The 23,840-nt window shown below is 42.5% G+C and carries 20 protein-coding genes and 7 tRNA genes; 18 read left to right on the top strand and 9 right to left on the bottom strand.

Features of this window, described 5'->3' with window-relative positions; genetic code table 11:
- Positions 1 to 86: 86 nt before the first annotated feature.
- Positions 87 to 620: a cell division protein ZapC gene (locus tag SSED_RS13005; protein ID WP_012142816.1), complete on the top strand. Its 534-nt coding sequence runs from the start codon at positions 87 to 89 to the stop codon at positions 618 to 620.
- 311 nt (positions 621 to 931) lie between these two features.
- Here SSED_RS13005 and SSED_RS13000 read toward each other — a convergent pair.
- The 5 genes from SSED_RS13000 to SSED_RS12980 all read right to left on the bottom strand — a co-directional run bounded on the left by SSED_RS13000 (position 932) and on the right by SSED_RS12980 (position 1,761).
- Positions 932 to 1,008 (bottom strand) — tRNA-Met (locus SSED_RS13000).
- Between the two features lie 114 nt (positions 1,009 to 1,122).
- A tRNA-Met gene (locus tag SSED_RS12995) sits at positions 1,123 to 1,199 on the bottom strand.
- A gap of 56 nt (positions 1,200 to 1,255) precedes the next feature.
- Positions 1,256 to 1,332, bottom strand: a tRNA-Met gene (locus SSED_RS12990).
- 215 nt (positions 1,333 to 1,547) lie between these two features.
- Positions 1,548 to 1,624 (bottom strand) — tRNA-Met (locus SSED_RS12985).
- A 60-nt stretch (positions 1,625 to 1,684) separates the two neighbouring features.
- A tRNA-Met gene (locus SSED_RS12980) sits at positions 1,685 to 1,761 on the bottom strand.
- A gap of 283 nt (positions 1,762 to 2,044) precedes the next feature.
- Here SSED_RS12980 and rlmKL point away from each other — a divergent pair.
- The 5 genes from rlmKL (at position 2,045) to rmf (ending at position 8,572) form a co-directional block, all read left to right on the top strand.
- Complete coding sequence (gene rlmKL, locus SSED_RS12975; protein WP_012142815.1) at positions 2,045 to 4,180, top strand: bifunctional 23S rRNA (guanine(2069)-N(7))-methyltransferase RlmK/23S rRNA (guanine(2445)-N(2))-methyltransferase RlmL; 2,136 nt, start codon at positions 2,045 to 2,047, stop codon at positions 4,178 to 4,180.
- Entirely contained in the window at positions 4,170 to 4,409 is a 240-nt protein-coding gene (locus SSED_RS12970) for a glutaredoxin family protein (protein WP_012142814.1), read from the top strand. Before rlmKL ends, SSED_RS12970 begins: the two co-directional genes overlap by 11 nt.
- Before the next feature lies 1 nt (position 4,410).
- Complete coding sequence (locus SSED_RS12965; protein WP_012142813.1) at positions 4,411 to 6,327, top strand: ABC transporter ATP-binding protein; 1,917 nt, start codon at positions 4,411 to 4,413, stop codon at positions 6,325 to 6,327.
- Between the two features lie 29 nt (positions 6,328 to 6,356).
- Positions 6,357 to 8,219: a DUF3466 family protein gene (locus SSED_RS12960; protein ID WP_012142812.1), complete on the top strand. Its 1,863-nt coding sequence runs from the start codon at positions 6,357 to 6,359 to the stop codon at positions 8,217 to 8,219.
- A 176-nt stretch (positions 8,220 to 8,395) separates the two neighbouring features.
- A complete protein-coding gene (gene rmf / locus SSED_RS24065; protein ID WP_012142811.1) occupies positions 8,396 to 8,572 on the top strand; it encodes a ribosome modulation factor in 177 nt (58 codons plus the stop codon).
- Positions 8,573 to 8,651: 79 nt separating this feature from the next.
- Here the strand turns inward: rmf and fabA are convergent, their stop codons facing one another.
- Complete coding sequence (gene fabA, locus SSED_RS12955) at positions 8,652 to 9,167, bottom strand: bifunctional 3-hydroxydecanoyl-ACP dehydratase/trans-2-decenoyl-ACP isomerase (protein ID WP_012142810.1); 516 nt, start codon at positions 9,165 to 9,167, stop codon at positions 8,652 to 8,654.
- Positions 9,168 to 9,236: 69 nt separating this feature from the next.
- Entirely contained in the window at positions 9,237 to 10,979 is a 1,743-nt protein-coding gene (locus SSED_RS12950; RefSeq protein WP_012142809.1) for a S16 family serine protease, read from the bottom strand.
- Positions 10,980 to 11,203: 224 nt separating this feature from the next.
- On the opposite strand from SSED_RS12950, the gene SSED_RS12945 reads away from it, so the two are divergent.
- The 4 genes from SSED_RS12945 to SSED_RS12925 all read left to right on the top strand — a co-directional run bounded on the left by SSED_RS12945 (position 11,204) and on the right by SSED_RS12925 (position 15,744).
- Positions 11,204 to 11,294: transfer RNA gene (locus tag SSED_RS12945), tRNA-Ser, on the top strand.
- Between the two features lie 157 nt (positions 11,295 to 11,451).
- Entirely contained in the window at positions 11,452 to 12,675 is a 1,224-nt protein-coding gene (locus SSED_RS12940) for a site-specific integrase (RefSeq protein ID WP_049772114.1), read from the top strand.
- A 147-nt stretch (positions 12,676 to 12,822) separates the two neighbouring features.
- A complete protein-coding gene (locus SSED_RS12935; RefSeq protein WP_190273158.1) occupies positions 12,823 to 13,956 on the top strand; it encodes a tyrosine-type recombinase/integrase in 1,134 nt (377 codons plus the stop codon).
- A 198-nt stretch (positions 13,957 to 14,154) separates the two neighbouring features.
- On the top strand, positions 14,155 to 15,744 hold the full coding sequence (locus SSED_RS12925; RefSeq protein WP_012142806.1) for a hypothetical protein: 1,590 nt from the start codon (positions 14,155 to 14,157) through the stop codon (positions 15,742 to 15,744).
- 175 nt (positions 15,745 to 15,919) lie between these two features.
- Here the strand turns inward: SSED_RS12925 and SSED_RS24855 are convergent, their stop codons facing one another.
- Positions 15,920 to 16,063 carry a hypothetical protein gene (locus SSED_RS24855; protein ID WP_190273157.1) on the bottom strand — a complete coding sequence of 48 codons (144 nt, stop codon included), beginning with the start codon at positions 16,061 to 16,063 and terminating at the stop codon, positions 15,920 to 15,922.
- A gap of 880 nt (positions 16,064 to 16,943) precedes the next feature.
- On the opposite strand from SSED_RS24855, the gene SSED_RS12910 reads away from it, so the two are divergent.
- The 3 genes from SSED_RS12910 (at position 16,944) to SSED_RS12900 (ending at position 18,637) form a co-directional block, all read left to right on the top strand.
- Positions 16,944 to 17,444, top strand: a complete 501-nt coding sequence (locus tag SSED_RS12910) for a hypothetical protein (protein WP_041421680.1) — start codon at positions 16,944 to 16,946, stop codon at positions 17,442 to 17,444.
- A gap of 494 nt (positions 17,445 to 17,938) precedes the next feature.
- Positions 17,939 to 18,202 carry an acyl carrier protein gene (locus SSED_RS12905; protein ID WP_012142803.1) on the top strand — a complete coding sequence of 88 codons (264 nt, stop codon included), beginning with the start codon at positions 17,939 to 17,941 and terminating at the stop codon, positions 18,200 to 18,202.
- A gap of 126 nt (positions 18,203 to 18,328) precedes the next feature.
- Positions 18,329 to 18,637: a hypothetical protein gene (locus SSED_RS12900; RefSeq protein WP_150104338.1), complete on the top strand. Its 309-nt coding sequence runs from the start codon at positions 18,329 to 18,331 to the stop codon at positions 18,635 to 18,637.
- Between the two features lie 328 nt (positions 18,638 to 18,965).
- Here SSED_RS12900 and SSED_RS12895 read toward each other — a convergent pair.
- A protein-coding gene (locus SSED_RS12895; protein WP_086022444.1) for an IS3 family transposase occupies positions 18,966 to 20,116 on the bottom strand; the annotation gives its coding sequence in 2 pieces (ribosomal slippage) (positions 18,966 to 19,879 and positions 19,879 to 20,116; 1,152 coding nt in all).
- A 174-nt stretch (positions 20,117 to 20,290) separates the two neighbouring features.
- On the opposite strand from SSED_RS12895, the gene SSED_RS12885 reads away from it, so the two are divergent.
- The 5 genes from SSED_RS12885 to uvrY all read left to right on the top strand — a co-directional run bounded on the left by SSED_RS12885 (position 20,291) and on the right by uvrY (position 23,819).
- Positions 20,291 to 20,935 (top strand): hypothetical protein, encoded by a 645-nt coding sequence (locus SSED_RS12885; protein WP_012142802.1) that lies wholly within the window; start codon positions 20,291 to 20,293, stop codon positions 20,933 to 20,935.
- 63 nt (positions 20,936 to 20,998) lie between these two features.
- The gene (locus tag SSED_RS12880) at positions 20,999 to 21,721 is read left to right on the top strand and encodes a helix-turn-helix transcriptional regulator (RefSeq protein WP_012142801.1); all 723 of its coding nucleotides are present in this window, start codon (positions 20,999 to 21,001) and stop codon (positions 21,719 to 21,721) included.
- Positions 21,722 to 21,920: 199 nt separating this feature from the next.
- The gene (locus SSED_RS12875; RefSeq protein ID WP_012142800.1) at positions 21,921 to 22,355 is read left to right on the top strand and encodes a GFA family protein; all 435 of its coding nucleotides are present in this window, start codon (positions 21,921 to 21,923) and stop codon (positions 22,353 to 22,355) included.
- A gap of 166 nt (positions 22,356 to 22,521) precedes the next feature.
- A tRNA-Ser gene (locus tag SSED_RS12870) sits at positions 22,522 to 22,612 on the top strand.
- A gap of 562 nt (positions 22,613 to 23,174) precedes the next feature.
- A complete protein-coding gene (uvrY, locus tag SSED_RS12865; RefSeq protein ID WP_012142799.1) occupies positions 23,175 to 23,819 on the top strand; it encodes a UvrY/SirA/GacA family response regulator transcription factor in 645 nt (214 codons plus the stop codon).
- The last annotated feature ends 21 nt before the right edge of the window (positions 23,820 to 23,840 follow it).

The following is a 23,840-nucleotide window of genomic DNA, read 5'->3' as shown; positions in this document are numbered from 1 at the left end:
TTCAACTCATATTTTGAAAATATATTTTGATATTGGATAAAATATCATCTATTATCGAGCTGTACTTTATATTATGGGTAAACGTTATGTTATTAATGCCAAAAAGGGATTGGCAATGGATATATAACGATGCGTATGGTTTTTTAAGCGTTTCGTTAGGCTCAGATATGGAATTTCTGACCCCTTATAAATCTAAATCTTTAATACCTGATGCCCAATCGGAATTAGAGTTCAGTGTCGAACACGCTAAATTTTATATCGACTTCGTTGAGAGACTCTCTAAATCTATGAGTGTATCTGATGCGACGATGGTGCAATTAGCGCTTAATGCGACTGCCGCGCATTTCTTATTAAAGCCTCAGATGCCTAAGTCTTGGTTTTTCGACACGAGTACTATGTGTGTCTATAGTGAATTAGCTAAAGTTTTTCAACTTAGATGTCAGGGCGTGAACGCACAGGTCCTCGTGGTTGAAACAAATATTCAAGCGTCACTCGTGATGCTCTTATCAAATGAGCTTTCGCTAAATGGCACTAAGTCATTAATGCAATTTGAGTGTATCAAGGTCATGAATGACAGATTGTACCCATTAAATATCAAGCGACATATTGTTGCGGCCTGATTAATAGGCAAGCAACTCGCCATATATTCTGCCTCTGGTTATTTTAGTGATAGCCAGGGACTGACTTAACGCTTCCTTCCCCCCGAAATATTCAACCTTATTAAATAGCCAAAAAAGATGAGAGTCGATCTTTCACTTATCGTACGTTCACAGAACACATAAAATTAATGAAAAGTTTGAATGAATAGTTATGAATCTGATTAATTTATAATTAGCAGAATTGTGAATTAATAAAGGTACGGATCAAGAAAATGGCTAGGGAAGTGGAATTAATTTTAAAGCAGGGTATCGACTTTGGTTTTAGATAAAAATGGTTGCGGGAGCTGGATTTGAACCAACGACCTTCGGGTTATGAGCCCGACGAGCTACCAAACTGCTCCATCCCGCGACTGTTTTTATTAAAGTCCAATAGATGTTTTCATTCTTCTATTAAAGAATTGGTTGCGGTAGCTGGATTACTTTCTATAAAAGCAGGGCAACGACCTTCGACTTTCTTTAAAAATGGTTGCGGGAGCTGGATTTGAACCAACGACCTTCGGGTTATGAGCCCGACGAGCTACCATACTGCTCCATCCCGCGACTGTACTTTTTATAATAAAAGTCTGATAGATGTTTAGATTCTCCTATCAAAGAATTGGTTGCGGGAGCTGGATTTGAACCAACGACCTTCGGGTTATGAGCCCGACGAGCTACCAAACTGCTCCATCCCGCGACTGTTTTTATTAAAGTCCAATAGATGTTTTCATTCTTCTACTAAAGAATTGGTTGCGGGAGCTGGATTACTTTTTATTAAAGCAGGGCAACGACCTTCGCCTTGTTTCAATAAAGAGTTGAGTCCGAGTAGCTTTTATACTGCTCCATCCCGCGTCCGGATGACCTATACACTAGATGAATGAATTGAAGTTTTGATTCTTTCAATTAAAGAATTGGTTGCGGGAGCTGGATTTGAACCAACGACCTTCGGGTTATGAGCCCGACGAGCTACCATACTGCTCCATCCCGCGCCCGGATGACCTATACACTAGATGAATGAATTGAAGTTTTGATTCTTTCAATCAAAGAATTGGTTGCGGGAGCTGGATTTGAACCAACGACCTTCGGGTTATGAGCCCGACGAGCTACCATACTGCTCCATCCCGCGTCCGACTTTCCGCTTAAAGTGATGAAGATAAATAATTGACATAAATCGTTTGTTTATCTGCCCTCTCAAAGCGGGGCGAACTATAGCGATAAGGTTTACCCATTGCAAGCCACATTTACGAAACCTCGATTGAACGTTCATTAATGAAGCTAAACGTATCGTGAACGTACAAATCAGCAAAATCTAAGTGGATTATTGAGCCACTTATCCAATAACTTTTTATCATTTGTCTCATCTTCGGGGTATAATGTCTGATTAATTTTTAAAGTGTACCCATTTATCGATGTTAAATTTCTTTGCTGCGGCTCCTAGGGGCTATGAATATGCGTTATCACTTGAGCTTGCAGACCTCGGTGCTTCTGAAATAAAAGAGAGTGTTGCAGGTGTTTATTTTTCGGCCTCGCTGGAATTAGGATACCGTATAACGCTATGGTCACGGATCGCTAGCCGTATAATTCTTGTTATCCACAAAGGTCCGTGTGAATCACCCGAGCAGCTATATAATGCGGCTTATGGTATCGATTGGCAGATGGAGTTTAATCACCGTAGTACATTCAGCATCGATTTTCATGGTATGGGTGGCTTTATTAATAACACCATGTTTGGTGCGCTTAAGATTAAAGATGCCATCGTTGACCGTTTCCGTGACGATGACTGCCCAAGACCTGACGTTGCTCGTGTCGATGCAGATTTTAGAATCGATGCTCACTACCGCCGCGGACAGATCACTATCGGTTTGAATTTTTCTGGCCCAGCACTCCATAAGCGTGGCTACCGTTCAACAACGGGTGAGGCACCACTGAAAGAGAACCTGGCTGCGAACATGTTGGTTCGTAGTGGTTGGCAAAAGACCCCCGTTACCCTGATGGATCCGTTCTGTGGTAGTGGTACGATATTGATTGAAGCCGCTATGATTGCTTGTGATATGGCGCCCGGACTACATCGTGAGCGTTTTGGTTTTGAACATTGGCACAGACATAATGACAAAGTATGGCAAGGTTTGTTAGACGAAGCCAAAGCCAGGGCGTCAATAGGCAAAACGCGTTGTACAACTAAGTTTTATGGCTCAGACATAGACTCACGGCTCGTTGCTCTGGCAAAACGTAATGCCGAAAATGCTGGCGTATTGGATCTGATAGAGTTTGACGTCTCAAATGCATTGAATGTTAAAGTGCCTGGTGAATCAGGTTACCTTATCAGTAACCCGCCTTATGGTGAGCGATTAGGTACAGTGACAGCACTTTTACAGCTGTACTATCAATTAGGTGATAAGTTTAAGGCTGAATTTGGTGGCTGGAATCTCGCTATTCTAAACAGTGATGTTGAACTCCTGTCAGCATTGAAGCTGAAAGCTGACAAGCAGATGAAGATGAATAACGGTGCGCTGGAATGTGCATTTAATCTTTACACTGTTCATGCAGAAAATACACGACGTGTCGATCCTAGCAAAATCAATCGAGACGGCGATGTCAGTGACATTGCGGTGCCTTTTGCTAACCGGGTTAAAAAGAATTTTAAGCAGTTGCAAAAGTGGGCTAAGAAAGAGGGCGTCGATAGCTATCGTATTTATGATGCCGATCTACCTGACTACAAAGTTGCCATCGATAAATACCTGGATTACGTTGTGATCCAAGAATATACCGCGCCGGTCGATATTCCTGAGTCTGTCACTAAACGTCGTTTAACAGACGTTTTGATCACCTTGCCAAGTGCTATTGGTATCGACCCCGAAAATATTATTTTAAAGACTCGTGAGCGTCAGAAGGGCACTAATCAGTACGAGAAGATCCAAGCAAATAAACTTGAGCTAATAACCACTGAGTACGGCGCTAAATTTAAGTTAAATCTTAAAGAGTATTTAGACACGGGCCTTTTCCTGGATCATCGTCTCACGCGTAAACTCGTTGGGCAAAAGTCTAAAGATAAAGATGTACTGAATTTATTTGCTTATACCGGAACTGCATCAGTGCATGCGGCATTAGGTGGCGCTAAATCGGTCAAAACCGTCGATATGTCAAATACCTATACCAATTGGGCTAAAGAGAATTTTGCCTTAAATGGGTTGAATGATGACAAATATCAGTTCGTTCAAGCTAACTGCATGCAGTGGATCAAAACCACTCATGATAAGTTTGACCTTATATTTATCGATCCGCCAACGTTTTCCAATTCAAAGCGCATGGAAGATTCTTTCGATGTTCTTCGTGACCATGTTGCCTTGTTATCGAGTTTAATTAAGCTGTTGAATCCAGGTGGAGAAATCATCTTCTCCAACAATAAGCGTAAGTTCAAAATGGAAATCGAAGCGTTAGAAGCATTGAACTTTACCGTTAAAAATATCGATAACCAGACATTACCTTTGGATTTCAAGCGTAATCCACAAATCCATAATACCTGGCTGTTGACCCATGCCGAGTAAGCCATTTCAGTATATCTTGTTTCACACAGATGCCTGTCATCTGTGTGAACTTGCAGCTCAGTTACTCGATGAAATTCAGATTGAGTATGAGATGCATGATATTTGCGATGATGATCTTCTTGCCGAACAATATGGCATTCGAATACCTGTATTAAAATGCACGGATACTGATAAAGAGTTAAATTGGCCATTTGATATGGGCAGTTTGCAAGAATTTTTAGGAGCGTAAGTTGAGTCTAGTTCGTATTAATAGTGGTTCATTAGCCTATGGCTACACACCATTATTGCAAAAAGCCGATTTTACTATCGAACCCGGCGAGCGAGTGTGTATCGTTGGTCGTAACGGTGCGGGCAAGTCGAGTCTGATGAAAGTACTCAGTGGTGATGTGCTTCTCGATGATGGCGAATTTAATATTGCAACCGATGTTAAAGTGAGTCGTCTACAGCAAGATCCCCCTAAAGCCGAGAAGGGATCAGTTTATTCATACATTTCAGCGGGACTTCAGGAAGTCGGTGAGAAACTAGAACGATATCATCAGCTTTCACATGACGTTGCCACGGCAACGCCAGAGCAGATGGATCGAATGCTTAAGCAGATGGAACGCTTGCAAGAAGATATCGATCACCTGAATGGCTGGCAGTTAGATAATCGTATCAACCAAAATTGTGCTCTGCTTGGTTTAGATCCTGATGGTGCCTTGAATGAGCTTTCTGGTGGATGGCAGCGCAAAGTGGCGTTAGCACGTTCACTGGTCAGTGATCCCGATCTACTGTTGCTGGATGAGCCGACAAACCATCTGGATATCGATACGATCGAGTGGCTTGAACAATTTTTGTTAAGTTATAAAGGTGCTATCGTGTTTGTGAGTCATGACCGAGGCTTCATTCAACGTATGGCGACTCGAATTGTCGATCTGGATCGTGGCGTGGTGACCTCTTGGCCTGGGAACTATCAGACTTATCTGGATGGTAAAGCTGAGTGGTTAAGAGTTGAAGCCGAGCAAAATGCTCATTTCGATAAGAAGTTGGCTGAAGAAGAATCTTGGATAAGACAAGGTGTTAAAGCTCGTCGAACACGTAATGAAGGGCGGGTACGCGCCCTTAAAGCACTGCGAGTAGAGCGTATGGCACGACTTAATCGCCAAGGTGGCGCTAAGATGGCTGTTGCGGATACCGATCGCTCTGGTAAGTTAGTATTCGATATTGAAAACCTAAACTACAATCTTCCAGATAAGAATCTGGTCAAGAATTTCACGACCTCAGTCATGCGTGGTGACCGAATAGCGCTGATTGGGCCTAATGGCTGTGGTAAATCTACATTAGTGAAACTACTGATTGGCCAGTTAGAAGCTCAGTCGGGTAGTGTCAAAGTTGGTACCAAACTCGAAATTGCCTATTTCGATCAGTACCGTGAAGCACTCGATCCAGAAAAGACAGTGGAAGAAAATGTCGGGGAAGGTAAGAAGACCATCACTATTAATGGTCAAGACCGTCACATTCTGAGCTATCTGCAGGATTTCCTATTTTCACCAATGAGAGCAAGGACACCGGTTAAAGCACTCTCAGGCGGTGAAAAGAACAGATTACTGTTAGCGCGTCTACTGTTAAGACCTGCCAATTTAATTATTCTCGATGAGCCGACGAACGACCTTGATATCGAAACCTTAGAGTTGTTAGAGTCACTACTGACTGAATATCCTGGCACCTTACTTATCGTCAGTCATGATCGAGCCTTTATCGATAATACTGTGACCAGTAGTTGGTGGTTCACAGGTAACGGTGGCTGGGCCGAGTATGTTGGTGGTTATCAAGATGCCGTCTCTCAAGGAGCAAAGTTTTATTCTGCGGAACCTCAAGAGACAAAGAGTGTCCAACCTGTCGAGGTTGAGGTAAAAGAGGTTAAAACCCCAGTAGCTAAAGCTGAAAAGAAGCTGTCGTATAAGTTACAGCGTGAGCTCGAAGCGCTGCCAGCCACTATGGAGCAGTTAGAGCAAGAAGTTGAAGCTTTACAGGAAAAGATTAGTGCGCCAGAGTTTTATGCTCAGGAACAAGAGAAAATTAGCCTTCAACTCGAGCTGCTAGCTAATAAAGAGCAGGAGTTGGAAGTTTGCTTTGAGCGATGGGAAGAACTTGAGTCGCTCAAGTAAGACTAAAAATAATAATGGGAATAGCGTTAATGAAGTTTAAACTGGATAAAACCCTTTCATTAGTTGCCGTAGGCGTAATTGGTGTTCTTCAGGGCGCTCATGCCGCGCCTGTCTATGAAATTAAAAATATCGAAGATTTCGATCTTAACGGCACGCTGGAAAGCACCCGTAACGGATATGGTATGGCTGTCAATGCCGATAACAAGTCTGTCGGTGTTTCAAAGGGTAAGAAAAAACTCGATACTTCTGATGAAGATGATGATGGCGTAATCGATATCGAAGATGGTATAGCCGATGCTGAGAAGATCACCTATTCGATCGATGAGCCGATTAAAGCAAACAACTTCACTTTCACCGCTGATGAGAATGGTGCATCGGGTGCCTGGATACCCACGTTTGATAGCGTGAATGGCACTACGCCGCCAAAAGATACCGATCCTGATGTTCCTGAGTCAATCAACTCTGTCGATGTTAATTACTACGACATGAATGACGCCGGAGTAAAAATTGGCTCCATGACATCCCCGGAGCAGAAAGTTGAATATACTGGGGAGACCGCCGATCAAGATTACTGGTATTACCGGGAGTTTGAAGAGCGTGGGTTTGCTAAAACTGCCAGTGGTAGCGAGATACAACTATTACCACCATTAACTGAATACGTAAAAGACAGTGACACGGTTAATGTTGGTGGCTATTCGGTGGCTACGGCCATTAATGCAACAAGCCTTATCACAGGTTATGCAGGCTCCGAGCTTTCTAAAACGGCAAAAGAGAAGTTAGACAGCTGTATCTCCGGTGATACATACCCGATAGATGTGTGTATTCAGGATGAGCAATATCCCGATACCAATGGTTATAGCAGCATTCAGTATCAAGTACGTGCCTATGTGTGGCAGTTGGGTGCCGATGGCACCGTGACAGAGCGTAAAGAGCTACCATTAGGTCTGTCTTCAACATCCGATACAGTGTTTACTGCGCAGGGACTGGGTGTGAATGGCGAAGGTGTGATTGCTGGGCGCTCGCACGTCTATCGCAACGATGATACAGACAAACTCGCATATGATTCTGCCTACTGGACTAAGAACGGTGACGGCAACTATGAGTATCACTGGATCCCGATGATTGACGATAGATTCAGTTCTATCGCCTATGACATCAATGACAGTGGCATACTGGTTGGTAGTTATCAGCAGTATCTTGAAGGTTATATCAGAGATAAGTTTTTCTATTTCGATACCAATAATCCAGATAGTGAAATCGTCACACCTAACGACTTTTATAACACAACTTCAGATCTAAGCAGTAAAGCTAAAGACATCAACAATAAAGGTCAGGTCGTCGGATTTATCGAGACGACTCATGATAAAGAGAAGCCGCGTCCGAAAGAGGGTTTCCTGTTTGACAAGTCTACCAGCGAGTTCAGCAACTTAAATAAGTTGCTGACCTGTGAATCGAAAGGGTTTGTTAAAAACTCTGACGGTGACTGGGTGCGTAATAAGATAGAAGTTCAAGACGGCACCGGAGTGACACTGACCTATAGCAGTGACATTAAGGTCGTTGAAGCTAACAGCATCAATGAAGAGGGTACTATTGTCGGCACGGCCTTTATTCGTAAGCCACTGTATAAATTTGACGACGATGGCAACCTCGTTATCGGTGAGAATGGTTTGCCTGTATTTGATGTCAATGGCTATGGCGATCCGTTAACTTCTTACCTGCCTCGCATGGTAGTTCTGCAGCCTAATGGTGGAGAAGCAGATGAAGCATTCGTCAACGCAAATAACTGTGTCGATGATAACGGCGACCCAGAGGATTATAAGCGTAAAGGGGCTGCCAGTTTTGCGTGGTTGTTCGCCCTACCACTGCTTTGGCTGCGTCGCAGATTTAAGTAGATCATAAATCTTAAAAAGTCGAGGCAAATGCCTCGATTTTTTTTGTTCAAAAAACTCAATAGCTTAAATAATAACCGGTAAAAATGGTTAAATTTTGATTGATTTTGAGTTCAAAAAACTCTATTTATATTAAGTGAAGCTATTGCTTCTTTGTATGTAGAACAGAGGATGCTTGCATGAAGAGACAAAAAAGAGATCGTTTAGATAGAGCTTTTTCGAAAGGATTTCAGGCTGGAGTTGGCGGCCGCTCAAAGGAGAATTGTCCTTATTCGACACTTGACTCGAAGTCACAATGGTTAGGGGGTTGGCGTGAAGGAGTAGATGGCCGGCTAACTGGCTTATTCAATAAATAACGCAGCATTTTTGCCCTCCGGCCTCATCATATATATATAAGTGAGTTAAGAGGGCATTTTTATGGACGAACAAAAGTGCTTAGAATGAAGATGTATCGGTGAATATACCCACTTTTAGATCTTTTGCACTGTAGATCTCACGTCCGTCAACTTCCATCGTCGCATCGGCAATACCCATTACCAACTTTCGGTATACTTTACGTTTAATCGTCAGCTTATAGGTCACTTTTTTAGCATCAGGTAGTACCTGGCCTGTAAACTTAACCTCACCCACGCCCAATGCGCGTCCTTTGCCTTCAGCACCTTCCCAGCCCAGGAAGAAACCGACTAGCTGCCATAATGCATCTAAACCCAGACAACCAGGCATTACAGGATCGCCTGAAAAGTGACAGCCGAAAAACCATAGGTCAGGGTTAATATCAAGCTCTGCTACAATTTCGCCCTTACCGAATTCACCGCCATCTGCATTAATTTTGGTGATCCTATCCATCATCAACATGTTGTCTATAGGCAGACGTGGAGAGTTTTTACCGAATAACTGACCATGGCCGCAGGCTATTAGGTCTTTTTTATTGAAACTGTTTGCTTTACTCATCGATATACTTCACTTTAGCAATTTTTAGAGCTCAAGATTAGCGAACACGTGTAAGCTAAACAACTCCGATCAGCTGGAAAAGCTGAATTTTTCGACTAACTTCGCAAAAAAACTTTTCTCTTCATCCTGATAACCCGCTAATCCGGCGAGACGGCCCTGAACTAATCCATATAGAGAATCTTCCGGGAAGTTATTATCTTTATCTGCAATACCCGCGCTGATATTCATTAGTTGTTCAACTGCTTCATCAATATGTTCAATTCCATACAGGTGAAACTCACCCGATGTAATGGCTTCTATCAACTGTGGGCTAAGGTTAAGTTGTTGAGTATTCGATTTTGGGATGATGACACCTTGGGTACCGGTTAAGCCACGACGTGAACATAGATTAAAGAAGCCCTCAATTTTCTCATTAACGCCACCGATGGCTTGCACACTTCCAAATTGATCGAGTGCTCCGGTTACAGCAATACCTTGATCGATGGGTTTTTCAGTAATAGCTGAAATCAGGCAGCAATACTCGGCAAGCGAAGCACTGTCACCATCGATCTCTTGATATGATTGCTCAAAGACGATGTTTGCATTCAAGTGCAGAGGTGCATCTTTACCGAAGATCCTGTAGAGACAAGAGGAGAGGATCATCATACCCTTCGCATGAATATTGCCACCTAGCTCAGATTTTCTTTCGATATCGGCAACCTCACCATCACCATAATGGACAGAAGCTGTGATCCTTGCCGGCTCACCATAACTGTACTCGACGGTCTCCAGTACAGTGAGGCCGTTTATTTGACCGACCATAAACTTATCTGTGGGTAAGTTAATAAATTTATCGTCAAAATTTTGAGCCGATAACATTTCAGATGCATTATGCCTGCTCTGATGTTTTTTCAACGCATGAATAATGGATTCACCGGTGAGCTCCTCTTGCCCGGAATAAGCTTTAGCCTGAGCTAACAGGTGTCCAATTTGCGACGAGAGTAGTGACAGCCTTTGCTGATGGTCGGCTAATCGGGCACTGTATGAGAATAGTTGAACAAGGGCGGATTGAGACAGGGTGGCACCTACACCGGCAGCAACGGCTAATAACCAGCATACATAATCGGCTTCAGAATGTTTGCCTAGATCGAGTTCGTTAACCATCTCTCCGAGTAACGGGAAATGTAATGAAAACAGTGCCTCTTCAACCCAGCAGACACTGAATTGTGTACTGGAGCCGACAAGTACTATTTTACAGTTAAGAGGCAGAGCTGGGAGAGTGGAATGTACATGGTACTGTCTATGGGTCAGTATTTCTAAAAGGAGATCCCATAATCCTTCACGTTTCCAGAGTGATTCGGCGCAGATAAATAGATAGTGACATTGTGCGAGCGCCCCGGGAATATATTGAGTCTTATTATTACCCGCTTCTATATTGCTTTGAGCGAGTCTCCCGATGAGATCTGCGCGTTTAATGTTACCGGAAAGGTATTGATAGGATTGATTTTTGGTTGAGAAAATATCCCCTAGAGCGGCTGAGTCGTCGTTTTTCCAATCAAAGGTTAACTGCTTGTTGTTTATTGCTTTATGCAAATATTGGTCTTCTTGAGCACCCAAGTTAAGTGTGAGTGATTTGATGAATTCACACCTGTCTATCCCCGGCAAATCAGCAAGGTACATATGCTGATTTGATGTTCTTGTCAGTAGCTCAAATGCATCGATGACTCTTTCCTGACCTAATAATAAACCTTGTTCATTATGTTTAATTTCAGAGAGAGTTGGAATTTTATGATGGGGTGACAATGCTGAAACTGGGATGACGTTTGAATTCATATAGCAAGTGCTACTTAATAATAAACAGATTAACAATATACAGATGTTAGCACATCTTGATCCTAGCCTATATCCTATTTGCTTTTTTAGTGGTTTATACCACAGGTATTTCTCATGTTTTACGTCAATAATTAATCAATCTGGATAGAAGCTGGTCGCTTGAAGCTTTAAACAGAAATAATGGTTTACATCAAACTGGGATACTTATAATATTCGTCTCGTTCGGAGAGATGGCAGAGTGGTCGAATGCACCGGTCTTGAAAACCGGCATGGGTTTGTAGCCCATCTAGGGTTCAAATCCCTATCTCTCCGCCATATTAAAATCGAGAAAAGCCGTTGATTATCAACGGCTTTTTTTGTATCTGAAGCATTTCGGAACAGTCCTACAGGATTGACTGAGACAATGCACTTATTCCGCGCTCCAAATTGCACCTATTACACACGTATTTGCTACCCAAAGTCTTTGAGAGATATGGGTTTTCCCTTTGATGTAAAAATTTCCTTGTTAACGAAAACTAGAGCCATCGCCAAAAAACGAAATTTACGGGTTATTTTGGCTGTTAATCAAGCAATGGATTCAATTACGACAGAAACTGTTTCAGGTGAATTCAAATCCTCACTAAATAAACAAATTGATGCAGTTCGACTTAGTTTCAGTGACGTCTCTGCTGAAGGCGTTCCACTGCGTTTTGCCACAAAGGGTAAAATCGAGGTAAGGGGACCGAACTTAGCGGTTAAACAATGCGAACAAGTTCCTCTTAAGCTTGCTTTAGAGATGTTCATTAGCTCTAAAAGCAAGGAAGGGGTGCGCACTTTAACAGTACAGCAGCTTTATCAGCGTATTAGTCATTTTATTGATGCCATTAAACCTGATTTCACCAATGAGGTCACGAGCGCTTGTGCGCTTGGCTATAGAGATTTGTTACTCGACGAGGGAAGAAGCCACAAAACCAATAAGGATTATCTTGCTGCGTCGTCACAGCTCTTTAAATGGTGTTGCCTAATGCAGTTCACTGACGCTAATCCATTCGCATTGATCACACTTAAGCAGCACTCCCTGGTTGAGCCTAATTCAGCGCGAACGCGCTGGCAGAAAAGAGATTTACAGGCCTTATTTAGTCATGAAGAGTTTCAAAAGGCTGAAAACGACTTCAAGTGGGCCACATTGCTGATGATGTTTCAAGGGCTGCGACCGTCTGAGGCTTGCCAATTACGTACCGCAGACGTTATTAAACAAGAAGGACTTTATTGTATCAAGATTAATAATGGGGGCGAGAAGCGGAGAGTGAAAAATGCCTCATCTCTTCGTATTCTGCCTATTCATCATTTTCTGTTAAAGCATGGCTTTATTGAGCTTGTTAAGGAAGCTAGCCAGGCCCAACGAGTGCAGCTGTTTAACTATATTCCAAGTAATCAAAATGAGGATTGGAGTCGCCAATATTGTCAATATTTCGGGCGAATGCAGAATCGAATTGGAATGAAGCCGGGTGCTAGGCCGACACCTTACAGTTTCAGGCACACGTTTGTAGATGAGCTGAAACAGCATGAGGTTGACGAAAACATTGTTGCAGAGCTGGTTGGGCACAAAAACCAGAACATAACTTTCGGTAGATATGGAAAAAAATACAAAATTTCTCTATTAAAAAAATACGTAGATATCATTTCATACGATATTGATTATACAGAATTATTTTAACTAAATTAACAATGTAACTTGGCTTTTTTGTGCGGTGAAATTGGTATATCGTTGATTTTATTCGTGTTTTAGTATGGTTTTTGCTTTTTGTACTATGTACGCTGTTGACAAATATTACAGGTGGCACTTGCCCCTATGGTCAACATGATGGAAAAGTTTAACGATTACGCAAAGCAGTATTTAGCAGAGAGCAAGTTTGATAAAGCACATTCAACCTATGTGAGTGAGTGCTCGAAAGTTAAAAATTTAGTTAGTTTTTTTGGCAAAAAACAAATTAGGTCAATAAGCCAATCAGATATAAAACGGTGGAAAATTAAAGTTCATCGACGTTTTAGCAATAAAACCATAAACGAACATTTTACAATTCTCAGAGCTATTTTTTCTTGTGCATTAAGTGATTGTGTTTTGGGTCGTAACCCGATGACTGGGGTTGAAAACCTTAAAATACATACCGCTGAGCCAAAACCATTGGGACGTGAAGAGCTTTTAAAGCTTCATGCTACACCTGCCCAATGTGAAAGTGGTAAAGCACTGCTGTTTCTAGGCGTGCTAACAGGGTTACGAATTAGTGAACTCATAGCTCTAACTTGGGATTGTATTGATTTTGAATCGAGAGAAATCAAAGTTCATACGGCAAAAGTCTTGGGCAAATACAAAGTCCCTAAGACTACTAGTTCAATCAGAACTGTTGAGATGAATCAGCACGCATTCGCGCTATTAAAGAAACACTATGAAGTCACTGGTTCGCTTAGGCCCCGTGTTATTCGGGTGCTTCAGAATGATAACAAGACAATTGAAAAACGACGTGTTCAACATTTGTTTATCAATTCTCAGAGCAATAAGCCATTCATCGACTCTAAGCAGTATTCAAAAACATTCTTCACTCCTTTTTTAGTCAAGGCTTCAGTACAGCACAGAGGTCCAAATCAATTACGCCACACGTTTGCTAGTCAGTGTTTAACTGCTGGAATTAGTAAAGAGTGGATTGCGAGACAACTTGGTCATAACTCGACGAACATGGTCGATAAGCATTACGCTCGCTGGCTTCAAAGTGACGCACCAGATAATGCCGCAAAATATAGTGATGCTATGGGGTCTGTTTTTGCTGAACCGTCAGTCAAGCAGCCGTTTGATAGCAAGTCGGTACCGACTATCGTCGCATCAACCTGGAGTCAGCTTCAACCAAAAGGTCCATTTTCCGCTTTAAACATGGGGCCGCTTCGTGAAGGTCTGCCTGGTGCATTCAAAGTTCAGCGTAGGGGAGGCCTGACTCATGTTTGATTCGATATGGGCCTTAAAATGTATTTTGATATTGGCAGGAGCATGCTTTGATTGTGGCCACGCTGTGAAAGTGGGCCGTGGTATTAACCAGCTAAGCTATCGTCACACTTTTGGCTACGCAAAAGATGAAACGATAGCTGCTGGCAAGGGGGAGCCCTTAACCCCGTTTTTGGCCCACACCTCGCAAAGAGGTGTGGCATGAAAATAATCCGCTTTTTATATCGACAAATGAATCTGAATACGACAGGGAAGCACCGGGCAAGAATTCGTAAAACACTAATCCACTCGCTTCGTATTCTTACAGAAAAGAAGTCAGGGCCTGAATGGGATGAGTCATTATCTGGAGGAAATTTACTTTGGTTCCAGAACAAATGTCGACCGCTCGATGACTATACGTCTGAGCAAAAACAAGTTGTATTCGATACGATTGTACCCCCAAAACAAATCACCAACATGTCACGAGTTAAAACGAAGCGACGGCAGTACAAAGCAAAAATTCAAAATGCGATAAAAGTCGAGCGTATACATGGCCATGATGATGCCGCAGATTTGTTATGGGATCTTATCGGGATTTCAGATGATGTACATATCAAGGAGAGCAAACTTGCTGCATTAGAAATGATGGTCATGAATCGACATAAGCAGCGAATAGAGATGATAAAGACATTTATCAAGGCACACAACAAGCTCATTGACTCCAGGCCCAATAAAAATGCTACTTATGTGCAGGAAGGGATCCTGAAGATTCCACACCGTTGGCAGGTTGGTAGTGATATCGTTAGCCCACAGGACTTTATCGACTTTACCAAAGCATTTTTAACTCACCATTTCCCAAACTATCCTATTCATGCGTTGGTCGTTCACACTGACGAACGGGAGAAAAAAGAATTGACGGGGGCTCACTGCCACTATTTTTTATCTGGACAAGAAACTGTTTTTGGCAACTGGGACTTACTCAAAACCCAGGTTGAAGTGGTGAATCAATATCAACGCGAGAAAAATAAACGCTTAGCAGCTGTAGCTGAGGCCACAGGCGAGGTTAGTGCTAAAACAAATATAGAGGATGAAGAGGCGGCTGGTGCTGACAGCGAAGGGGAGGCTGAAGAAGAGCTACTGCCGGAAAATTGCATTTTGACGTTGGAGCAGAGCGCTATTCATGGGGAACGATTTCAGCGTATGTTTTTTGATTTTGTTAACGACAATCTATTAAATGACAAAGGATTAAATGCAGAGATAGCGCCGGAGTCTGAACGCAAATCCGAAGAACGTAAAATTTTGAATCGTGATGCAAAAAAAACAAAATCGGAGCGACCTTACAACTATGCTACACGTAGCATAGAGCTTAAAGAGAAGCGGCTTGCCCACATTCAAAACCAGATAGTAGAGCAGCATCAAGAGTTAGAAAATGTTCAGTTAAATATTGATAGACAAAAGATACAGGGGCAGCAGGAATTAGATGCAATACAGGTAGCTAAGGACAGCTTAACAAATGATGTAAAGCAACTGGAAACAGAGATAGAAAATAAATTAGAGACAAAGTTTGTCAACTACCTTTCTGAGCTGTGCAGCGCTATCTACGCACGCACTAAGGCGTTAAATACAGGGAATGATGCGCTGGCTGCAAAGTTTGCTAAAAACATAGTCACTAAGATACATGGGGCCTCCACACCTGAGCTTGAGCAGGCGTGCATTCAAGTATTAAACATAGCAGGGGACGATGTGTTGCTTAATGAATATGACAGTAGCAATGATACATCCCCTAATGAGGCAAGCCCTGAAGTAGTTTAGCAATAAACCAAAATGTTGAGATAGAATTCCGTGGGTTACACGCAACTCGGTCAAATTGGTGCATGAGATTCTCAGGGCTGTCTAGTCAGTAATTAAGGTGTATAGAGATTAGAAGGTGTACTCCCAGTTAGCCATAACATCACTTATCATATTCAGCCCTGTTGAGTCTCTGTTATCAGACAATTTCAGGAATATAGGGGATGTCGAGTAATTGGCGTAACCCTTCAGGACCTGATGTATCGAATATTAGCTTCAAGTATTTAAAGTAGGCTTTAACGTCGTATTTATCGTTATACTCTTCGTGATTGACTGATTTCATATAAGCTAAAACACCATTGTTAGGTTTTAACCCGTGTTCAGCATTTAAAATCATTTGCATCGCGCCACATCGAGCTAGCAGAGTGTGTTCTTTAGGCATCATTCTCTCTATGTAAAGTCAATATCCTGTCCCTGATTCGGGGACGGTACGGGTCGTCCCTATAATAGGGACTACTATGATAAAGTAATTAACAATACCCAATACGAGTCAGTAATTAGCTGGTTGGAAAATGCTCGCCGTGAGCAAGGCTTGACTGTGCGAGACGTCGGCATACTTCTTGATGAACCTTTTCAGATCGTCACAAAAATTGAGACATGCCAGCGGAAGCTTAACGTCTATGAATTTGTGCAGTACTGTTCGGCCCTCAAGCTCAATCCAAAAGAGGGGATAGATCTGTTGATGTATAACTCAGATTTTGATACCCGGTTGCATAAATGACATAAGACTAGTTTAGCCATATGTCTGATTTTTCAGTTAAAGAGTCATTATTCAATTCCGGTTTTCTATGAGCGGGTAAACCCGAAAATTATCAATGTTGACCGCTAGATCTAACTCTCTTTTCCATAAGTGGTTGGGCTGTTTGCTAACATGTTCATGCCCCATTGTGAGTTTCAGCTTGTATGCTGCACAGGTAAATAACCAATCAGTTGGCCTACCTTTACTAATCCATTAATGGCACTAGCTGATCGCACTGGGCAACACCTTTGTATCAATCGCACCTTTCGATTACGTTTGCTCGTTTTTTCAGCATCACTCTGATAGAGTGATTATAAATCAATGGTTTTGTGAAAATTGGGCTTAGTTAATAGGTTAATTTAGTGCGCATACGCGTTTTGCCAAATATATCCGAATGCGCACTATACAAAGGTTAGGATCCTAAATGACAATTTTGTTTAGAGTCATAGTGATAGCACTTGTAGCTATGATTTCAGGGACCATAATAATTGCGGCTATTACGGTCTCAGGTTATGGGACCGTAGATTTTGATGATGTAAGTACCATTACACCATATTCTGAAGTTGTGGGTTTAATTGTCACCTCTAAAGAGAAGGTTATCCTCCATGGATGGACGGAAGAGGATCATACAGTGGAAAACCCTGTTTTTTACTCATTTTCACTGCCACCCGGAACCGATAATAGGTTTGTAAAGTCGCGAACAACTATTCCGGCAGGGCTACGGCTTGAAATAGTCGCTGTAGAAAAGTGTAAAAATTGTTTTTTGGATTTTAAACCTCGAATAAAATTTAGAGTAACCGCTCGCAATCTTAAGACTGATCATGATTTACCAATATACTTAAATGATTCATTTTTAGTCGAAGAGTGGGGGGGGAATCATGAGCCGATCACTTATGACTATAGTGTATTTGCAGTTGGCTCCTAACAAGGTCGGCCAGAGGGGCCTAAAAACCGCCGCTTCGCTCTGGTTTTTAGGCCCCTACTGGCGTCGTTAAATGGTAAGGAAGTATTGTGCTTAAACCGAATAAACTAATCGCAGCAAGCATAACACTTGTAGCATTATACTCTGCTTACGTTATCTTACCGAACCTTCCAGTGACGTATGCTGGTTGGCAATCATTCTTTGATCAAGACAGTGTGTTTTACCCAATCATTATTACTAGCGCATATTTAATGGTTCCTCTCGTTTTTCTGTCTATAGCGATTTGTGTATACATTAACAGGCGTAGCTATTTGGTTTTTCCTGCACTAGTATTCGGTTGGTTTATATTTGTCAGTAATACAGTTTACTTCGTATTAGTCTTGGTGCTCTACTGGTGGTTTGAACGTCCTATAAAGCACCATTTAACAAGGCGCAGCACCGGATCGCCAAAAAGCGGCTCCCGATGAGCTAGGAGTTATGTGAATAGGTAAATTGCAATGGGTCTAGATGCTGTCGAGTTTATTATATCTATTGAAAAGCATTATTCGATTACTTTACCAGATGAAGATTTAGAAGGTTTAGCTGTTGTAGGTAACTTTGTAGTTTACGTTGCGAATGCTTGTGAAATGCAAAATGGGAATGAAATTGAATTTGAAGAAGTTTACGAAACAGTAAAGTGTTTTCTTTATCGAGATTTTAATATTCCTGCTAATGAAATAAACCTTAAGTCTCATTTTGTAAACGACTTGGGTATGGGGTAATTCACATACAAGTCATTTAAAAGTGCTAAAAAAAACGGACTATCTCGCTTCGCTCGTATTTTAGCCCACAATTTTTATCCTCGTAATGAGGCATAATGTGTCTAGCCCATGTCAAGTAGAGACAAGATGAAAGAACTTATAATTGATGCAATCGCGTATGGTTCGCAAGGTGACGAAACTGCATTCTTTTCTTGGTTAACGAGTATCGAAGATGTAATAAATGTATTTGGCCAGGGTCTGGAATTACATGTGGAGTTGAAAAGTGATTGTTTAAGTGACGAGCCACTAAGGGAGTTCATCGCACTTTTTAACAGATACGGCATTCCAATGAAGGCATTGGCACAGTTTAGAAGTAAACAGAATGAGTCGTGGTTCTACGGTAATAGGGAAGCATACTGGCATGAGTCTGTTTTTGCTTGTGACTCCGACACATAACAAGAGCAATCAGGCTGCTAGTTACACTCGTCTGGCCCGTTGTTGCTAGCGTTACCGCATATCTGTTTGCCATACCATAGCTAATGAGTAAAGTTCTGTAGAACACCTGACGATGGAACTGACCGACATCACCCCTCTGTTGTATCTAACAAATTTTGAGAGTGCCGCGGTAAACCTTGTCTACCTGTGGTCTTATGACTCTTTGTCGAAGGTGGTGGCAAACGCAACTTTTGAGGAAAGTTGCTCAAACTGTGCGCGTTTACACTTGTTAGTAAAAAAATTAACCTGTAATCTCAGATGCTTACAAAAGTGGTAAGCCCCTAGTTATCTAGACACTTTCTAGTTTCTCAAAATACTGCTTTTCGAACTTCATCGGAGACAGTCCGTTATTACTACCATGATGTCGAACTGGATTATAGAAATATTCTATATAGTTAAATATTTCAGAGCGTGCTTCGTCTCTGGTTTTGTAGACTTTTCGCTTAACTCTATCCTTCTTTAGGAGTGAGAAAAAGCTCTCTGCAACAGCGTTATCATGACAGTTTCCTCTGCGGCTCATACTTGCTTCAAGGTTGTGTTCTTTAAGAAAACTACGCCAGTCTGAACAGGTATATTGCACACCTTGATCGGAATGTATCAGTACCTTTTCGGTCGGAGAACGTCGCCATATCGCCATCAATAGCGCGTCAATAACCAAGTCCGCCTTAGGTGTGCTTTTCATCGTCCAACCGACAACTTGTCGTGAGAATAGGTCGATCACAACAGTTAGATACAACCAACCTTCATGGGTGCGGATATAAGTAAAATCGGTCACCCAAACTTTGTTAGGCTTAGCGACATCAAAGCCACGATTTAGCGTGTTTGGTGCTGTATGGCTAACATCGCCACCACCAAAGCTTGGATTACGCTTATAGCCTCGTACAGCCTTAATCTGAGCAGCTTTCATAATGCGATGCACACGATTTTTACCAACCGATTCACCGTCATCCTTGAGGTCCAATGTAATATTTCGATAACCATACACACAGCCACTCTCCAGCCAAAATTGCTTAATCTTACCTAGCAATCTTTTATCTTCAGCTTCTCGGTTACTCAAAGGCTCCTTTAGCCACGCATAGAAGCCACTGTGGTGAACATCAAGTATTCGACACAGGGTTCTGACAGGATATTGCTTGAGCCTGGACTTTATGAACGTGTACTTTTCTTTGACTCGCTTGCAAAGTACACGGCGGCCTCCTTTAGGATATTTCTCTCTTCGGTTACCCGACGTAGTTCCGCTTTCAGTTTACGTATTTCGTCTTGCTGATTATCAATGGTGATGTGTTGCTTTTCTGGCTTATCAAACTTGTTAATCCAGTTGTGCAAACTTTTGGGAGTGACGCCTAATCTTTCTGCCACATCGGCGATCTGGTGACCACGCTCTGTGACCTGTTTAACTGCTTCGATTTTGAACTCGTCGGGATATCGTTTTCCGCGCATGTAACACCTCATATTTTTGGTCCATTATAACTCTATGAAGTGTCTACTGTTCTAGGGGCTTACCAAACCCTGAACATTTGGCTTGTGTCGATATCACCTTCGGCGCAAGCCTGTGCTGGGTCGGTAATGGCCAATGGTGTTTGCAGGGGGATTAACGTACTGGAGTTTTAAATCATGAAATATGGAACAGAGATTTACAAAGAGTGTAACCATTGTGGTGGTAGCCTCACTCTTCGGCCGTTACTCGAAGTGAATGCACGAACTGCAACACTGTGGAGTGATGGTTATGTCGATAGTCCTATGGTTCCACAGCAGCCATTGCTCGTTAAGTGTGGACACTGCAAAGCCGAAGTATGGTTGCCCGAGTTGAAAACATCTGCGTTTAACAGTGCTGACAGCGCACTTAAATATCTCGCTTTGGATGAAGAGGGACTCTGGCTCCTGCTCGAGAGGTATGGTCAGCAACCCTCAGAGCATCAGTTGTATATTCGGCTGAACTTGTGGCAGTTGGCAAACCATAAGTATCGCCGTGAAAAGACAATTCCGGTCGAGTGGAGCGCTCGAGAGAGAAGTAATATGAAAGATCTGCTGATGATACTGGATATGAATTCTGTGCAGGAGAGGTTACTGGCTGCGGAGTTGCTAAGGCAGCTTGGTGACTTCGAGGAGGCTGAGGAGCCACTGCAGGCACCACTTGAGGGAAGTGCTTTTGAGGTGTCAAAGCAACTTTTACACCGCATTAAGCATAAGCAACAACAGGTGTTCAAGTGTCGTCTGCAGCCATCGAGTGACGAGCTAAAAACAGGTGGCAGCGGTTAAGTTGTAGTTATCTGTAGTCTGGAAAGCAAATGTTATAGTGGCAATGATAAGAGGGGAGGAGATATGACTCAGGTACCGTTATCCGCTGCGCTGAGCTCTTTTTTGCAACAAGGGTGTAAAGACCTTCAGGTAGATGAGATCTGTTATTGCTATGATATTCAGACCCCCTCAGATTGGGGGCGGAAAATGGGCAGTCATAAACATCTGATCCGCAACTTCACTAAACGTCGTAAGTTATTCGCAAGCTCGCTGAAGGGGCTAAGCTTATGGCGGCAAAAGGTATTGTTTTTAAAGAATATGGAGGAGGTCGTTGGCCAGCTCTACAGTCATTCAGTTTGTGTGTGGTCCAATAGGACACTGCCTCGCGGAATGAAGCGATATCTGGATAGCCAACAGATAGAAGGCATAGTGACAGTTTCAGTTTCATGCCCCGTCTCACCTCAGCTGACGGGGCGGTTTAATCTAATACTGCATAAATCAGAACAGGTGAGCGATCTGCTGGGCAGGATTGATGAGGTAGAGGTCTACTTGAGTCGTCTTCAAACCAAAATTGCACTTCATCATGGAATTGAGATCAACCCCTTAGTTGATTACAACATCATCAGTCCAATTTCCGCTTATATACTGACCCACCTTGCCAACGGAGCAGATAGAGAGGAGATCTCATCGCTGCTTAACCTGACTCTGCGGGGAGTGGATTATCACCTCTCAGTGCTCAAACAGACCTTGAACGCACGAAATACGGCACAACTGGTTCATGAGGCCGGCAAGCTTAGTTTACTATGAGGATTAGGGGGGCATCGACGGATAGTCATTGTGGCTATAGTTCAACGAAGAAACCTTTCTACCAACGGCAAAGCTAAGCGCATTTTTGTCGGAAGCCAGCACAGCAAGTCTGCAGTTGCGAGTTTCTTTAAATTGCCCCCTCTTAGACTACACTTCAAAGCACTTATCAATAATCTTACGCTATATAGAGGATGACATTATGAGTGCGAAACCAAGTTTTCAAGGTAGCTGTTTCTGTGGAGCGGTTCAATTTACTGTTAAGGGTACACCAAATGGCATGGGATATTGTCACTGTGAATCTTGCCGAAAGTGGTCGGCAGGACCTGTAAATGCATTTACCCTATGGGAGCCCGAAGCTATTAGCATCACTGCCGGTGCCGATAAAATTTCCAGCTTTAATAAGACTCCCGGTAGTACGCGCAAATGGTGTAGTGAATGTGGCGGACACATTATGACTGAACACCCGACAATGAATTTAATTGATGTATTTGCTGCAAGTATTCCATCACTTAAGTTTGAGCCGGGTATTCATGTTCATTATCAAGAAAGTGTTTTACCTATTAAAGACGGTTTACCGAAAATGAAAGATATGCCGAGTGAAGCCGGTGGTTCAGGTGAAACCATGCCTGAATGATCACCACTTTAGTGTTGTAGGTTAGGCTATTAAGAACAATAGCCATTCAAAGTGTGTCACTTTGGACAATTGGACATCAACTTGATGCTCAAATGAGCATTCAATTGGCTGGTGGTAAGATAGGTATTTACACATAAGGGGCTGGGCGCTATTATATCGCTCGTTCGGAGAGATGGCAGAGTGGTCGAATGCACCGGTCTTGAAAACCGGCATGGGTTTGTAGCCCATCTAGGGTTCAAATCCCTATCTCTCCGCCACATTTAAGATGAAGCCCCAGCAGAAATGCTGGGGCTTTTTCGTATAGTCAGAAGTTGAACCCTAGGGTTCCTTTTGTATAAATCAGCTATCTCTCCGCCATATTCAGATGAAGCCCCTAACAGCAATGTTAGGGGCTTTTTCGTTTTAAAAGGACATGGAATTGAACTCTGGGGTTCCAGTTATAAGATCGGTATCTCGTGCCTCGATTTCTGAACGTGAGTCAGGCTAAGGGCTACACTTCTTGTCATAAAGTTGAACTAGTCAATTAGTATAGGTCTGGTTGGGCATGATTAAGTCTTGAACTATGATTTAGCTTGATAATTCGATGGGTGATAGGTAGATAGAAAATCATACTCTCCAATAGGATAGACTTTAATTACTATGCAGCATCTCCTTTGACTGTTACCTGTCAATAGTTTTTTGTAATAGTTTACTTAAAATTCATTATGTTACATTCTTATAAATACCGCTTTCCTATTGATCATTAATGGGCTAAATTACGAGTAAATAAGATTGTGAATCGAGTTTGATTCATCGCTCTACTTTTAAGGTAAATATCAGTTGATTTCAGTATATTTGGTTGATGATCATGAGTTAGTTCGAACGGGGATCCGTCGTATCCTTGAAGATGAACGTGGAATAAAAGTGACGGGGGAAGCGGGGGATGGTGAAACTGCTGTTCACTGGAGCCGTAGTAACGAAGCCGATGTTATCTTGATGGACATGAATATGCCCGGTATCGGCGGTCTGGAAGCCACTCGAAAAATACTTCGTTATCAACCTCATGCTAAAATTATTGTGTTGACTATCCATACCGAAGATCCGTTTCCTACAAAAGTGATGCAAGCTGGAGCATCTGGCTACCTTACAAAGGGAGCGACGCCTCCGGAAGTGCTTCAAGCTATTCGACAAGTTGCACACGGCCAAAGGTACCTTTCACCTGAGATTGCGCAACAGATGGCGTTAAGCCAGTTTAATCAAACGGAAGAGAATCCTTTTAAAACACTTTCGGAGCGAGAGTTGCAGATCATGATGATGATCACCAGCGGTGAGAAGGTCAATGATATCTCCGAGCAGCTTAATTTAAGTCCCAAGACAGTGAATAGCTACCGATATAGGTTGTTTGCAAAACTTGGTATCAGTGGGGATGTAGAACTGACTCGACTGGCCATTCGTTATAAAATGTTGGATACCGGTCAGTTTTAGTCGACACTCTATTTGAGTACC

This window comes from Shewanella sediminis HAW-EB3 (assembly GCF_000018025.1).
GTDB lineage: Bacteria > Pseudomonadota > Gammaproteobacteria > Enterobacterales > Shewanellaceae > Shewanella > Shewanella sediminis.
This window is presented reverse-complemented; position numbering and strand designations above follow the sequence as displayed.

What these genes read in the sequence shown, in the direction of transcription:
- fabA (WP_012142810.1), bottom strand. Translation starts at nt 9,167, where the DNA reads ATGAGTAAAGCAAACAGTTTCAATAAAAAAGACCTAATAGCCTGCGGC.
- SSED_RS24855 (WP_190273157.1), bottom strand. Translation starts at nt 16,063, where the DNA reads ATGAAATCAGTCAATCACGAAGAGTATAACGATAAATACGACGTTAAA.
- SSED_RS12875 (WP_012142800.1), top strand. Translation starts at nt 21,921, where the DNA reads ATGAGTGCGAAACCAAGTTTTCAAGGTAGCTGTTTCTGTGGAGCGGTT.
- SSED_RS12905 (WP_012142803.1), top strand. Translation starts at nt 17,939, where the DNA reads ATGGGTCTAGATGCTGTCGAGTTTATTATATCTATTGAAAAGCATTAT.
- SSED_RS13005 (WP_012142816.1), top strand. Translation starts at nt 87, where the DNA reads ATGTTATTAATGCCAAAAAGGGATTGGCAATGGATATATAACGATGCG.
- rlmKL (WP_012142815.1), top strand. Translation starts at nt 2,045, where the DNA reads ATGTTAAATTTCTTTGCTGCGGCTCCTAGGGGCTATGAATATGCGTTA.
- SSED_RS12885 (WP_012142802.1), top strand. Translation starts at nt 20,291, where the DNA reads ATGAAATATGGAACAGAGATTTACAAAGAGTGTAACCATTGTGGTGGT.
- SSED_RS12880 (WP_012142801.1), top strand. Translation starts at nt 20,999, where the DNA reads ATGACTCAGGTACCGTTATCCGCTGCGCTGAGCTCTTTTTTGCAACAA.
- rmf (WP_012142811.1), top strand. Translation starts at nt 8,396, where the DNA reads ATGAAGAGACAAAAAAGAGATCGTTTAGATAGAGCTTTTTCGAAAGGA.
- SSED_RS12910 (WP_041421680.1), top strand. Translation starts at nt 16,944, where the DNA reads ATGACAATTTTGTTTAGAGTCATAGTGATAGCACTTGTAGCTATGATT.
- SSED_RS12960 (WP_012142812.1), top strand. Translation starts at nt 6,357, where the DNA reads ATGAAGTTTAAACTGGATAAAACCCTTTCATTAGTTGCCGTAGGCGTA.
- SSED_RS12925 (WP_012142806.1), top strand. Translation starts at nt 14,155, where the DNA reads ATGAAAATAATCCGCTTTTTATATCGACAAATGAATCTGAATACGACA.
- SSED_RS12970 (WP_012142814.1), top strand. Translation starts at nt 4,170, where the DNA reads ATGCCGAGTAAGCCATTTCAGTATATCTTGTTTCACACAGATGCCTGT.
- SSED_RS12900 (WP_150104338.1), top strand. Translation starts at nt 18,329, where the DNA reads ATGAAAGAACTTATAATTGATGCAATCGCGTATGGTTCGCAAGGTGAC.
- SSED_RS12950 (WP_012142809.1), bottom strand. Translation starts at nt 10,979, where the DNA reads ATGAATTCAAACGTCATCCCAGTTTCAGCATTGTCACCCCATCATAAA.
- SSED_RS12935 (WP_190273158.1), top strand. Translation starts at nt 12,823, where the DNA reads ATGGAAAAGTTTAACGATTACGCAAAGCAGTATTTAGCAGAGAGCAAG.
- SSED_RS12940 (WP_049772114.1), top strand. Translation starts at nt 11,452, where the DNA reads ATGGGTTTTCCCTTTGATGTAAAAATTTCCTTGTTAACGAAAACTAGA.